Origin of the sequence: Nocardia coffeae, from assembly GCF_019890715.1 — a bacterium.
Lineage (GTDB): Bacteria > Actinomycetota > Actinomycetes > Mycobacteriales > Mycobacteriaceae > Nocardia > Nocardia jiangxiensis.
Genome location: NZ_JAINZY010000007.1, coordinates 51,356 through 64,608 on the forward strand (window position 1 = coordinate 51,356; position 13,253 = coordinate 64,608).

Sequence of the window (13,253 nt, forward strand, 5' to 3'; positions counted from 1 at the left end):
CGAACCGCCGATAGCGGTCCGGCCGAGTCAACCCCGCCAGGATTCGAGCACCCGGTCCAGCGTCGGGCGGATCTTCGCGCGGGCGTCCTTGCGCGGCGTGCCCGCCATCAGCAGCCGGTCGTACTCGGTGTCGAGATGCCGGATCGAGGCGATCACCGCGAGCGTCACCGCCTCGGCGGCAAGGACTTTCGCGGCCGCGCTGCGCCCGACGCGCCCGCTGCCGCGCACCGCGGCATGGTCGGCGATCTCGGTGGCGCGGTCGGGCGGGCAGTGCGGGAACAGCCGCTGGATCTCGGCGGCCATTCGCGCCTGGAATTCGACGTCCTGTGCCGCGCGCCGAGCGGTATCGCGCTCGCGGCGGCGCAACCGCGCGTCCTCGTCGGCCAGGCACTGCTCCTCCGCGCGGGCCAGCGCCTGTTCCTCCACCAGGATGCCCACGCGTTCGTGGCGTTTGCGCCGCGCGTTGAACCGCACGACGACCGCGGCCAGGGTGCTCTCCTTCTTGGCGCGTCGGCTCAGTGCCGCGTCCCCGGCGGGCAGGAATTCCAGATGGTCGAGATCCGCGCAGGTCAGGCACAGTGGCCCGGCATCGGACATGATCTGATACGGACCGGTGTCCGAACATTCCGCGCAGGTCCAGTCGCCGGCCACCGCCGTCACGACCGTGAGGTCGGGCGCCTTGTTCTGGCGCTGCACCATCTGCTCGCGGCGGGCGGGGCTGAGGTCGGGGGAGAGCCAGTGTGTGCGGAACACCGCCTCGTCACCGTCTCCGACGAAGATCAGCGGCGCACGGTCGCGACTGCCGGACAGGTAGGCGGTATCGCTGGGGGTCAGGCCGCACTCGCGCGCCCATTCCCCGAGCAGATCCGCGACATCACGCAGCCGCACTCCGTCCACCGGCGCCAGCTTCACCAGCGAGGGCGCCCGCCCCTGCCGCCAGCGCTCGACGTGCGCCGAGGTCAGCCAGCCCAAACCCACCAGCACATCGACCGTGGACACGTACTTGTGCTGGGCCAGTGCCGCTTCCGCAGCCGTGACCACCCGACGCCGGAGTTTGGACATGGATGGAACGATAGAACACGGCCACGACAGCTCCCGCGCTCCGTCGCCTCCGGTCAGGGCGCCACGGACGTCCAATCGGCGAAACCGGTCGGGTCGTGCCGCCCCAGGCTGGCGTGTTCGAACATGCCCCAGCCCTCGGCGTCACCGCACCGGGCGCGGGCGACATGATCGATCACACCCCACGGAATGCGCCCGGCGACAGCGGGATCGGTCAGGTCGTAACTACTGGACGAGGACCAGTCCGCACCTTTCCAGACACCGTGCTGCCAATCCGGATCGCCGCCGTAGCCGCAGCCGATGTGCAGCGCCATGAACGTCTGCGGCTCGATGTGCACCTCCACCGGTTTGCCGTCCGAGGCCGTCATCTCCAGCCGCGCGGCAACGGGAATCCTTGTGCCGGAGCGATAGTCGATGTGTACGCGCGGCCAGCCGAGTTGCTCGACCCGACCGTCGGCCCAGATCCGGGTGGCATCGTTGAGGGTGCGGAATCCGTCCGGATTCTCCTGCACTATCACCACGATGGCGAAGTCCTCGAAGCGCAGCGGCACGTACATCCACCAGAAGCCGCCCGGCCCGGAGGCGCCGGCGCGCCCGGCCGGTTCGGTCTCCCCGACCGGGCGGATACCCCACGACCGGTCCCGGCTGCCGGTCCAGACCTGCGGATCCACCGTCAGATCGGTCCCGTCCACGTGCAGCGTGCCCGCCCACGAACCCACCTGCGCGAATCGGGACGCGTCGATGATCGGCCGATTCCCGGCCAGGATGAGATGCGGCTGTTCCAGCACCGCGGGAAACGCCCCGGTCCAGGTCAGGTCGAAGCCGAGATCCTCGTGCTCGCAGACGATCCGGATGCGATCGAGCGGTTCGAGCACCTCGACGCGATAGCCGCCGACCCGCTGGTCCAGCCCGCGCTCGGTGAGTGCGGTCGAAAAGCGCACGGCCCGTTGGGTTTCGCCGTGTCGCACGGCCGCGTACGCGTCGATGACGCCCAGGTTCGGATAAACGCCCAGACCCGTCACCAGGAAGGTGCCACCGTCCCGGTCGTGGCCGTTGAAATAGCTGCGGTCGTAGAAGTTCCGGTCGCTGGTGCCGACTCTGGCCAGCGACAGCGGGGTCTGATGGATCGGATATTCGTCCAGCGGTGCGGGGGTCGGGCCGATGCCGCGGCCGTCGGATTCGCTCATACCTGTCAATCCCATTCGTAGGTGCCGTCGAGCAGAGCTTCGAGACTTCTGCGGTGCATGATGTAGTCGTCCCGGTCGGGGGTGTCGGTGTCCTCGCCGAAGTGGATCATCCGGCGCTTGACCCGGGCCATCACCACCCCGTGCCGCAACGCCGCGTAGACCAGGTAGAAGTCCAGGTCGCGCAGGCGATATCCGGCGGCCCGCTCGTAGTGCGCGACGACATCCTCCCGGCGCAGGAAATCCGGCAGTCCCGGCTGGCCGAATTGCGTTGCCAGATCCTGGAAGAACCGGTGGATGAAGATCACCCACGCCACATCGAGCTCGCGCGGGCCCAGTGCGGCCATCTCCCAGTCCAGCACGGCGACCGGATCGAACTCCTGGTAGATGATGTTGCCGGGCCGGGAATCGCCCCAGCTGAGCACGTCGGGGCCGGGATCGCTCGGCCAGTGCTGCTCCAGCCAGTCGAATGCGCGCTCCAGCAACGGAATCGGGTAGCCGTCGTCCGCGAGGGCCCAGCGGTACCAGGCGCGGGTGGCATCGACGTGCCGGCGCAGCGAGTCGCCGGATTCGGCCAGCTCCGGGAACTTCGCCGCCGGATCGGCGATGTCGTGGATTTCGGCGATGATGTCGATGGTGTTGCGGGTCAGCAGCATTCGCTGCTGCGCGGTGGCGTCGAACAGCCAGCCGATGAATACGTACGGCGGATTGTCCTCGGGGATGCGGCCCTCCACCCGCTGCATCACGAAAAACGGTGCGCCGAGCGCGGATTCGTCCTTCTCGAACCAGCACAGCGGTGGCACGGGCACCGAACTGTGTTCGGCCACGCCCGCCATCACCGCGTATTGCCTTGCCAGATCGTAGGTTTCGAAGACCGGGAAGGAGTCGTCCTCCGGCGCCATGCGGGCCACGTAGGAGCCGGTGAGCGTCTTCCCGTCCTTCTGCCAGGAGGCATCGAACAGGACCGACGAACTCGACATCCCACCGGCCTGCGGGCGGCGCAGATCGGTGAGCGTCGGTGCGTCGTCGCAGCCGACCTTGTCACCGAGCCATCCGGTCAGGCGTTCGGCGAGGTCGTAGAGATCCCGGGCGCTGGTGGTGAGCTGTCGCCGCTGTTCGGGATCTGGATCGGAATCGTCCGACATGATCGGGTCCTCCTGGCTTCTGGAAATGCCTGCGTGGGGTGCTTCGGACCGGTTCGGGAGGTCCGTGGCGACACGATGGAGGGAATGTAACGCGTTCTATTCGCCGCTCGTGGTGGAATCCGAGAGACGTTATTCGCCGATTCCGATGACCGGGACGGAGGTTGCCGGGATCGGGTGCGGCCTGCCTGGAATGCGGGTTGCGGGCTGTGTCGAGAGGGCCGGAAGATCGGTGGGAGGATCCGGCGGAAGTCGGTTTCGGGTGCGCTGGTTCGAGCGGGAGGTCGAGCATGAGCGACGGTGTCAAGGAGCGGGACGACATATCGGAGATCCGGTCGGGGGACGATGCTGTGACGGCGTGGAACCCGTTCACCCGCATCGTCTTCCGGTTCCTGCTGATCTACTTCGGGCTGTTCTGCCTGATGGTCCCGCAGATCACGATCGCATTCACGGGCTGGTTCCGCACCTGGTTGCCGAGCCGGACGGGGACATGGCAGCAGAAGCTGCTGGATCCGGTGTTCGGATGGGTCGGGCGCACGGTTTTCGGTGCGCACGACGTGCGGATCTACCCGAGCGGGAGCGGCGATCAGGCGATCTACTGGGTGCAGCTGTTCTGTGTGCTGGTCGTGGCGCTCGTCGCGACGGTGGTGTGGTCGTTACTGGACCAGCGCCGGCTCGAATACCGCACGCTCGCGGGCTGGGCGCTGCTGGTCCTGCGGCTGTTCCTGGGCGGGCAGATGCTCCTGTACGGATTCGTCAAGGTGATTCCGACGCAGATGGCCGCACCGTCCCTGGGCACGCTGCTCGAACCGTACGGGCAGTTCACGCCGATGGCGGTGCTGTGGAATCAGGTGGGGTCCTCCCAGCCGTACGAGATGTCGCTCGGAGTGGCCGAGGTGCTGGGCGGGCTGCTGCTGTTCATCCCGCGCACCGCCGTGCTGGGCGCGATGCTGAGCCTGGTGGACCTGGCCCAGGTGTTCCTGCTCAACATGACCTTCGATGTGCCGGTCAAGATTCTGTCCGCCCATCTGCTGCTGGCGAGCCTGATCCTGCTCGCACCGGAGGCGCGGCGGCTGGTCACCGTGTTGCTGCTCGGCCGCGCCGCCGGACCCTCGACAACGCCGTATCCGTTCCATACCCGGCGTTCCCGGCGCATCGCAGCGCTGGTTCAGGTACTGCTGGGGATCTGGGTGGTGGTCGGTCTGTGCCACATGCAGTGGCTGACCTGGCACCAGTACGGCGGCGGCCGGGAGAAGCCGCCGCTGTACGGCATCTGGACGGTCACGCGGTTCACCCGGGACGGACAGGACGTGCCACCGCTGGTCACCGATGCGGATCGCTGGAATCGGGTCGTCTTCGACTATCCGGGCGTGCTCGAATTCCAGCACATGGACGGCGCCCTGGAGGGCCTGCCCGCCACAGTCGATCCGGCGGCGCACCGGATCACGATCACGACCGTGCCGAACAATCCCGGCCCCACGGGCGTCCTGACCTTCCAACAGCCCGCGTCCGATCGTGCGGTGCTGACCGGTGAATTGAACGGCCACCCGGTGAGCATCACGCTCGAACACCTCGACGCGGACCGGTTGCCGTTGCGCAGCACCGGATTCCGCTGGGTCCAGAACAATCCGCGGCACCCCTGACGCAGCGAGCCGACGTGCGGGGCCGAGTCCGCCCGGAGGTCCCGGCCGCGATCCGCCCGGTTCGACACGCAGACGACACAGCGTCGGGAATTCCGTTGCGGTGCGCCGGGTTCGCTCTCGATATGACAGCCGACTTCTCCGAGAACCTGAAAAAACTCCTGGACGACACCGCCGTCTTCGCGACCCTGGCGACCGTCGGCCGGGACGGACAGCCACACCTCACCGTGATCTGGCTCGAACGTGACGGTGGCGAACTGGTCTACTCCACGACCGTCGATCGGCAGCAGTACAAGAACATCGTGCGCGACCCGCGGGTGACGGTCATGATCGTGCCGCCGGGCGACCCGTATGTCTACGCCGAGATCCGCGGCAGCGTCACCGTGACTCCCGACACCGCCCGGGAGCTGCCGGATCGGTTGTCGCACAAGTACACCGGCAAGCCCTACGCGGAGTTCAACCCCGCTTCGGTCAACGACGGTGAGCGGGTGATCGTGCGCGTCACCCCCACGGCGGTGCGTGGACGTCTCTGAGCGGCGCCGCCGCGGGTCGTGGGTGGTTGCCGGGTTCACACGCGCGGGCCGTAGGCTCGAAACTTGTGCCGAACACGCAGGACGACCAGCAAACAGGTGACCCGAACTATGTCGTCGGGCTCGATCTCGCGGGCCGCCGCGTCGTCGTCGTGGGCGGCGGCTCGGTGGCCCAGCGGCGGCTCGGGCTGCTGATCGCCTCCGGGGCCGATGTCCGCGTGATCAGCCGGACCGTGACCCCGGCCGTCGAGGGGATGGCTTCCTCGGGTCAGATCGGCCTCGAATTGCGCGACTACGCCCCGGGCGACCTCGACGGCGCGTGGTACGCCGTCGCCTGCACCGACGAGCCCGAGACCAATGCCGCGATCGTCGCCGAGGCGACCGAGCGGCGCATCTTCTGCGTGCGCGCCGACAACGCCCGGTTGGGCACGGCGGTCACGCCGGCCACCGCCCGGTACGACGGTATGACTCTGGGCGTGCTGGCCGGGGGACGTCATCGTCGCTCGGCCGCGGTGCGTAACGCGCTGCTCGAGGCGTTGCAATCCGGTGTGGTGACCGGTGATTCCGAACCCGCCGCTCCCGGTGTCGCACTCGTGGGCGGCGGGCCCGGCGATCCGGATCTGATCACCGTGCGCGGAAGGCGTTTGCTGGCGCGCGCGAATCTTGTTGTCGCCGACCGGCTCGCACCGCCGGAACTGCTCGCCGAACTCGCTCCCGACGTCGAGGTGATCGATGCGGCGAAGATCCCGTACGGCCGGGCCATGGCCCAGGAGGCGATCAACTCCGCACTCGTCGAGGGCGCCAAGGCCGGGAAATTCGTGGTGCGGCTCAAGGGCGGTGACCCGTACGTGTTCGGGCGCGGCTACGAGGAACTCGAGGCGTGCGTGGCCGCGGGTGTTCCGGTGACGGTCGTTCCCGGTGTCACCAGCGCCATTTCGGTGCCCGCGTTGGCCGGGATCCCGGTCACCCATCGTGGCGTGACGCACGAATTCGTGGTTGTCAGCGGCCATATCGCGCCCGATCACCCGGATTCGCTGGTGGATTGGCCGGCGCTGGCGCGGCTGCGCGGCACGCTGGTGCTGTTGATGGCGGTCGAGCGGATCGAGAAGTTCGCGGCAGCGCTCCTGGAGGGTGGCCGCCCGGCCGATACGCCCGTCACCGTGGTCCAGGAGGGCAGTCTGCGCACCGAGCGCGTCCTGCGCGCGGATCTGGCCACGGTCGCCGAACGGGTACGCGCGGAGGGCATCCGTCCGCCCGCGATCATCGTCATCGGCCCGACCGCCGGTTTCGATGCGGCGATCCCGGACTCCGCCCGGACCGCGGCAGCGGAGTAATCCTCGCCGAGTATTGCGGCAGGCCAACGGATTTCGCCTGCGATCAGCGGTTATGTCCGCGTCATCGCGAATTCTCGCGGTTTTCGGGGCGGCATTGTACGACCAGATTTCTGTGTGACATGGATCACATATTCAGTTGTGTCAGACTCGCCACAACGCGAGGTAACCGGGTTACTGTGTGATCGGTAGATTCCCCCGTGGGGCGATGCGGCGCTACGGTCACCAGCCCTGACCTGCCGCACACTCTTCGGTGCGATCCCGGTATTGCGAGTGACCCCCACCCCCGGTGGAGGCTCGTCGAGCATGCCGGTCGTCGCGACGGCGGGGCGCTGCGTTGTGGCCCGGCCCAAGGACCTGCCGCGATCTTCACGTTCGAGAAGCGGGATGGAAATATGGCTGTTCGTTCTGTCGATCCCATTGACCGAGGTGTCTGGGAGGTTGCCCGCTGGCGGGCTCATGTACGTAGGCATCCGTTGCGCTACCACCTGGTCGTCATCGCGCCGACCGCCGCGGAGGTGGTCCGGTACGCGGGCGGGTGGGTGTTCGACCGGGCGAGCGCCGGTTGGGAGGTGACCGCCCTGGTCGCCGAGTGCTCGAATGTCCGCCCGCTCGGAATCCTCGGTGCGACGGTCCTGGACCTGGAGCAGGCGCTGACCGTCCTCGAGCGTGATATGCACCCCAATGCGGTCGCGGTGGCCTCACAGACGTATCTGTCCGACGACCGAGTGTGCGCCGGTGTGCACGAATATCTCGACAGCCGGCCCGTCGAGGTCGCGCTGTGGGGGGAGGGGTTGCCGACGGAACTGGACGACCGGATCGAGCCGGTGTCCCATCGAATGAGCAACGCGGCGCGGGTGTTCAAGACGTGCGCGTTGGCCGCGGCGGGTTTCCCGGGTGAATCGCCCGAGCAGACCGAGGCGTTCCGCACTCGCGAGTTGCCGCCGCCGAGCTGTCGATACGACGGAGATCTCGTCTCCGCCAAGTGAATTCGCGGGATAATCCCGCAATGTCCTTGTGCCCGTGTCCAGATGGCGTTCGCGTTGTCCGGTAGCGGGTCGGGATCGGCCGTGTGACCGATCGCCCCGGTACTGCTGTGCCGGGGCTACCGGTTTTTGTAATCCCTTGTTGCCGAAGGCTATTCGCTATCGCGCCTGAGGTCGGGCCGCGTGCTCTCGGATGTCGTGAGAGCGGTGGTGCGTGACCGGGCACGCTGACACATGTCACTGAGAAATGATATTCTCGCCCACGAGAATCAAACTTCCATTCCGTAAGAGTGAGGTACTGCGATGACGTTGCAGTCGGTATTGGACGATCTACGCAAGCTGCCCGGTACGGGTGAGGTCATCCCGGTCATCGATCCGGTGACCGAGGAGCCGATCACCGAGTTCACCGATTGCGGGCCGGAGGCCGTCGACGAGGCGGTGTCCCGGGCGCGGGCGTCCTTCGAATCGGGCGTCTGGCACGCCATGCCCGGCCGCGAGCGCGCGAAGATCATGTGGCGCATCGCAGATCTGATGGACCACTACGCCGAGGATCTGGCCCAGCTGGATTCGCTCAATACGGGTATGCCGCTGGCACAGGCGCAGATGATCGTCCCCACCTGCGCGGAATTCTTCCGCTACTACGCGGGCTGGTGCACCAAGGTCAACGGCACCGCGCACGAAGTGCAGATGACCGGCGGAATCTCCGGCGCCTACGCCGATATGCACGCCTACACGCTCAAGGAGCCCTACGGCGTGGTCGGGCTGATCTTCCCGTGGAACGGTCCGGTGTTCAACGCGTGCGCCAAGATCGCTCCGGCGCTGGCCGCGGGCTGCAGCAGCATCGTCAAACCCGCCGAGGAGACGCCGCTGTCGGCCCTGCTGCTGGACCGCATCATCGCCGAGGCCGGGGTGCCCGAGGGCGTGGTCAACCTGCTCAACGGTTACGGCTACACCGCGGGCGCGGCGCTGACCGCGCACCCGGACGTGGAGAAGATCGCCTTCACCGGTTCGACCGAGGTCGGCAAGGAGATCGTGCGGGCCTCGGCGGGCAATCTGAAGAAGGTCATGCTCGAACTCGGCGGGAAGTCGCCGGTGCTGATCTACGACGACGCCGATCTGGACATGGCCATCATGATGGCGGCGATGGGCATCTTCATCCACTCCGGTCAGGGATGTGTGTGCGGATCGCGGATCTTCGTGCAGCGTGGGGTCTACGAGCGGGTCGTGGAGGGCATCGCGACGGTCGCGAAGAACCTCAAGCTCGGCGGGCCCAAGGAAGAGGGGGCCATGATCAGCCCGCTCATCAGCGCCAAGCAGCTCACCCGCGTGCTGGGATACCTCGATGAGGGCAAGCGGGACGGTGTCGAGATCGTCACCGGCGGCGAGCGGCTCGATCGGCGCGGCTACTTCGTCCAGCCGACCGTGCTCACCAACGTCGACCCCGCGACCAGCCGCCTCTACAAGGAGGAGATCTTCGGACCGGTGGTGACGATCCTGCCGTTCGACGACGACGACGAGGCGGTGGCGCTGGCCAACGACACCACCTACGGTCTGGCCGCGACCGCCTGGACCACCAACCTCGGCCGCGCCCATCGCATCGCCAAGCGCCTGCAGGCGGGCACGGTCACGCTGAACTGTCAGCTGGTCTTCGACCACGCGGTGCCGTTCGGCGGGTACAAGCAGTCCGGTTGGGGGCACGAATTCGGTCGCGAGGGCATCGAGGCGTACATGCAGACCAAGTCGGTCTGGGCTCAGCTGTAGTGAATTGCGCCAACGGTCCGTCCCCGTTCGTTGTGAGCCGGGACGGACCGTCGGCGTGTGCGGAGTTGCGTGTCGTGTGCAACCGGTGCGATGGTGCCGGGATGCTGGAGGAATGGGAGCCGAAAGTGGCGCATGCGGCCGGAACTGGCTCGTTTTTGACATGGCCGGTATCGGTTACAGTGGCTCACTGTGCCAGATAACCCCGCTGCGACGATGGACCATCCGATGACCCAGCGGGCTTTCGGGCTGCCGATTCTGATCCTCAGCGGGTTGAATCTGATGGTGATCCTGGACGGGACCATCGTGATCCTCGCGCTGCCCCGGCTGCAGGAGCAGATGGGGTTGTCGAGTTCGGGCAGCGCCTGGACGGTGACCGCATACGGTCTGACCTTCGCCGGACTCATGCTGCTCGGCGGACGGATCGGAGATCTGTTCGGGCGCAAGCGAGTTCTGATGGTCGGCGTGGCGGTGTTCACGATCTCCTCGCTGGTGTGCGGGTTGGCGCAGGACGAGATCATGCTCATCCTCGCCCGCGGTGTCCAAGGGATCGGCGGTGCGATCGCGGCGCCCTCGGCGATGGCTCTGGTGGTCAGTACCTATGCGGCCGGTCAGGTGCGCACGCGGGCGATCGCGATCTTCGGTTCGATGCAGGCCATCGGTTCGGTCGGCGGATTGGTGATCGGTGGTGCGCTCACCCAGCTGAACTGGCGGCTGGTCTTCCTGATCAACGTGCCGATCGGAATCCTGATCGTGCTCGGCGCGATTCTCGTGCTCCGCGATACCGAGCATCACCGGTCGGCCCTGGATGTGCCCGGGTCCGTGCTCGGAACCGCGGCCTGCGGTGCGGTCGTCCTCGGCGCCACCGAAGGCCCCAACTGGGGGTGGACGAGTCCGGTGATCCTCGGTTCGCTGATCGCGGGGGCCGTACTGTTCGTGGCTTTCATCGTCGTGGAACGCTCCGCGGAGAATCCGGTGTTGCCGCTGTCGCTGTTCAAGAATCGTGACCGGTCGGTGACATTCGTCGCGCTGCTGCTCGGATCGGGCGTACTCGGTGGCATGACCTACTTCGTCGCACAGTTTCTCCAGAACGTCGTGGGTTACAGCCCGCTGATCGCGGGTGTGGCTTCGATTCCGTTCACCCTGGGGGCGGGCATCGGCACGGGTGCGGCATCCAAGGCCGTCGTCATGGTCAAGCCGCGCTGGTTGCTGGTGCTGGCGGGAGTCTTCCTCGCCGCCGCGGGTATCTACGGATCGACGCTCGACGGCAGTGTCCAGTACTGGCCGACGCTGCTGATCCTGTTGCTGGCGGCGGGCTTCGGCGTCGGGATGGTGATCGTCACCGGACCGCTGTGCCTGCTGGTCGGTGTCCCGGTCGCCGAGATCGGTCCGCTCTCGGCGATCGGCCAGATGATCTTCGCCCTGGGCACGCCGCTCTCGGTCGGCATCCTGACTCCCATCGCTGCCTCGCGCACCCTGTCCATGGGCGGGCGTACCGGCCGGGTGGCGTCGATGACCGCCGATGAGATCAACGCGCTCAGCAGCGGCTACACCCTGGTACTGCTGATCTGCGGCGTCTGTGCGTTCGTCGTCGGCCTGATCGGCTTCACTCTGCGATACACACCCCAGGAGCTCGCGCTGGCTCAGGATGCCGAAAAGGAATCGCAGCAGACCTAGGGGTTCGATGTCGCACCCTTTTCCGGTGGACGCACCCGATGCGTGGCGGTGTATCCGGCAAGTCGTTGCGTAAGAGGTGCGGCTGTGGATCGGTGCTGGTCGGGGGCCGTTGGGTGCGGTTAGGGTGGGGCCTGTCGGGGGAGTCGGCCCTCGCGCAGGGGATGGAGGGGACGATGTCCGTGGGGATGATTGCCGGTGAGTTCGGCGAGCAGTCGCAGCTCGAGCGGGGCGGGTGGTCCTGTGCGCAGCTGAGTGCGCTGGATCCGCCGTACGAGTGGGAGCTGGTGGAGGGGCAGGTCGTGGTGCGCGGCCGAATCGGCTACCGGCACAGACTTGTTCGTGATGCGCTGGTGCGTGCGTTGGGGTCGGCGCGGCGCGCGCCGTATGCGGTCCATGCCGATCAGCGCATGGCGCTCGGCGAGTTCAGTGTCCTGCGACCGGATGTCGTGGTGGTCGACGAGTCGGCCGTCGAGATGTATGCCGCCGACGGAATTCCGGCCGCTGCCGCGGTGCTCGTGGTGGAGATCGTCCCGGACGATTCCCGAGGAGACGACTGGTACCGCACGCCGCGGTTGTACGCCGATGCGGGGATCGCCAATTTCTGGCGGGTCGAGCGTGGGTGGGACGATCGCCCGATCGTCTATCAGTACTGGCTCGATCAGGAATCGCACGGGTACGTCCCGGCGCCTACGCCGATCCACAGCGGCACGCTGTCCACCGCGGTGCCGTTCCCGGTGCGGGTCGACCTCTCGGCGATCTACACGCCCAGGCCGGATGGGCGCGCGTCGCGCGGGTCCGGTGGTCGTGGAGCGTCGGTGCGGCCGGGTTCCGGAGCCGGATGCGTTGGCGGACAACGGTATCCGGCCGCGTCGCTTACGTCCCGGCGGTGAGTGCGAATGTCGCGGCGATCAGGGAGCGAGCCGGACCACGGCGATCGCGGACTCGGCGAGGCTGCTCAGGTACAGGGTGCCGTCTCGTTCGGCGACTCCGGTGACCATCGCATAGGGATCCGCTTCGCGCTGCAGATCGTGGACCAGCGCGCCGTCGAAGTCGAATGCCTGCACCCAGGCGGTGCGCACGGGTTTGGGCTGCAGTCCCGCCGGTATCGCCCAGACCAGTCGGCGCAGGATGCCGGGCAGCGGAAGGAGCATGTCCAGCAACGGATTTCGCGGTGTGACCAGGGCGACCCAGATCAGTCCGTCGCTGCCCAGGCCCATGTTGTCGGGGAGTCCGGGCAGATTCTCGACCAGGTAGTCCGAGGTTCCGGCCTGTGGACCGGACAGGTGGTACCGCGCGATGCGATAGGCCGCGGTTTCGGCGACCAGCACCTGCGAGCGGTCCGGGGACAGGACGATGCCGTTGGCGAATTGCAGTCCGTCCACGAGGGTTTCGACCCGGCCGTCGGGTGTGCGGCGGAACAGTCGTCCGGTACCGGAATGCTCGAAGAAATCGCCCAGATAGTCCTCGAACGAGTATCGGCGGGTGGAGGCGGAGAAGTAGATCGTGCCGTCCTCGTCGGCGACGACGTTGCTGGCGAAGGTGAGCCGCTCCCCGTCCACCTCCTCGACCAGGACCTCCAGCGTCGCGTGCGGTGCGCTCAACCGCAGCAGCCCGCGTTCGGAATCGCAGATCAGCAGGGAGCCGTCGGGATCGGCGTGCAATCCCAGCGGCCGTCCACCGGTGTCGGCGATCTGCTCGACCGCGCCGTCGCGCGGATCGACCGCCAGGATCGCCCCGCCGCTGATCCCGGTCACGAGTCGGCCGTCCGGCGCGAGCACCACGTCCTCGGGGACGGCGCCGGGCAGGTCGATCAGCCGGGGTTCGGGCATCGGCGGCGTGCTGCGGCTCTGGCGGGCGCGCGGGGTGGCCTTCGGCGGCGTCCAACGTTGGGGGCGGAGCGGCATAGCCGAACCGTACCGCCCCGATGGTGGGCGGCGGTGCGTTTC

General features: G+C 67.5%; 11 protein-coding genes. 7 read left to right on the forward strand and 4 right to left on the reverse strand.

Annotation, left to right across the window (positions count from 1 at the left end; translation table 11 throughout):
* Window positions 1-27 precede the first annotated feature (27 nt).
* The 3 genes from K7711_RS24820 to K7711_RS24830 are packed head-to-tail and all read right to left on the reverse strand — an operon-like array spanning window position 28 to window position 3,388.
* A complete protein-coding gene (locus K7711_RS24820; RefSeq protein ID WP_222971861.1) occupies window positions 28-1,062 on the reverse strand; it encodes a DUF2293 domain-containing protein in 1,035 nt (344 codons plus the stop codon).
* A 53-nt stretch (window positions 1,063-1,115) separates the two neighbouring features.
* Window positions 1,116-2,246 carry an Rv3169 family protein gene (locus K7711_RS24825; RefSeq protein WP_235747749.1) on the reverse strand — a complete coding sequence of 377 codons (1,131 nt, stop codon included), beginning with the start codon at window positions 2,244-2,246 and terminating at the stop codon, window positions 1,116-1,118.
* Window positions 2,247-2,251: 5 nt separating this feature from the next.
* Window positions 2,252-3,388: a phosphotransferase family protein gene (locus K7711_RS24830; protein WP_222971863.1), complete on the reverse strand. Its 1,137-nt coding sequence runs from the start codon at window positions 3,386-3,388 to the stop codon at window positions 2,252-2,254.
* 287 nt (window positions 3,389-3,675) lie between these two features.
* Here K7711_RS24830 and K7711_RS24835 point away from each other — a divergent pair, with 287 nt between their 5' ends.
* The 7 genes from K7711_RS24835 (at window position 3,676) to K7711_RS24865 (ending at window position 12,197) form a co-directional block, all read left to right on the forward strand.
* The gene (locus K7711_RS24835; protein ID WP_235747750.1) at window positions 3,676-5,028 is read left to right on the forward strand and encodes a DoxX family protein; all 1,353 of its coding nucleotides are present in this window, start codon (window positions 3,676-3,678) and stop codon (window positions 5,026-5,028) included.
* A 122-nt stretch (window positions 5,029-5,150) separates the two neighbouring features.
* Window positions 5,151-5,558, forward strand: a complete 408-nt coding sequence (locus K7711_RS24840) for a PPOX class F420-dependent oxidoreductase (RefSeq protein ID WP_222971864.1) — start codon at window positions 5,151-5,153, stop codon at window positions 5,556-5,558.
* 65 nt (window positions 5,559-5,623) lie between these two features.
* Window positions 5,624-6,889: a uroporphyrinogen-III C-methyltransferase gene (gene cobA, locus K7711_RS24845; RefSeq protein WP_222971865.1), complete on the forward strand. Its 1,266-nt coding sequence runs from the start codon at window positions 5,624-5,626 to the stop codon at window positions 6,887-6,889.
* 392 nt (window positions 6,890-7,281) lie between these two features.
* Window positions 7,282-7,875, forward strand: a complete 594-nt coding sequence (locus K7711_RS24850) for a hypothetical protein (RefSeq protein WP_235747751.1) — start codon at window positions 7,282-7,284, stop codon at window positions 7,873-7,875.
* Window positions 7,876-8,175: 300 nt separating this feature from the next.
* The gene (locus K7711_RS24855; protein ID WP_222971866.1) at window positions 8,176-9,633 is read left to right on the forward strand and encodes an aldehyde dehydrogenase family protein; all 1,458 of its coding nucleotides are present in this window, start codon (window positions 8,176-8,178) and stop codon (window positions 9,631-9,633) included.
* 213 nt (window positions 9,634-9,846) lie between these two features.
* A complete protein-coding gene (locus tag K7711_RS24860; RefSeq protein WP_222972176.1) occupies window positions 9,847-11,307 on the forward strand; it encodes an MFS transporter in 1,461 nt (486 codons plus the stop codon).
* 173 nt (window positions 11,308-11,480) lie between these two features.
* Window positions 11,481-12,197: a Uma2 family endonuclease gene (locus K7711_RS24865; RefSeq protein WP_222971867.1), complete on the forward strand. Its 717-nt coding sequence runs from the start codon at window positions 11,481-11,483 to the stop codon at window positions 12,195-12,197.
* Between the two features lie 18 nt (window positions 12,198-12,215).
* Here the strand turns inward: K7711_RS24865 and K7711_RS24870 are convergent, their stop codons facing one another.
* Window positions 12,216-13,211 (reverse strand): SMP-30/gluconolactonase/LRE family protein, encoded by a 996-nt coding sequence (locus K7711_RS24870; RefSeq protein WP_235747752.1) that lies wholly within the window; start codon window positions 13,209-13,211, stop codon window positions 12,216-12,218.
* Window positions 13,212-13,253: the final 42 nt, after the last annotated feature.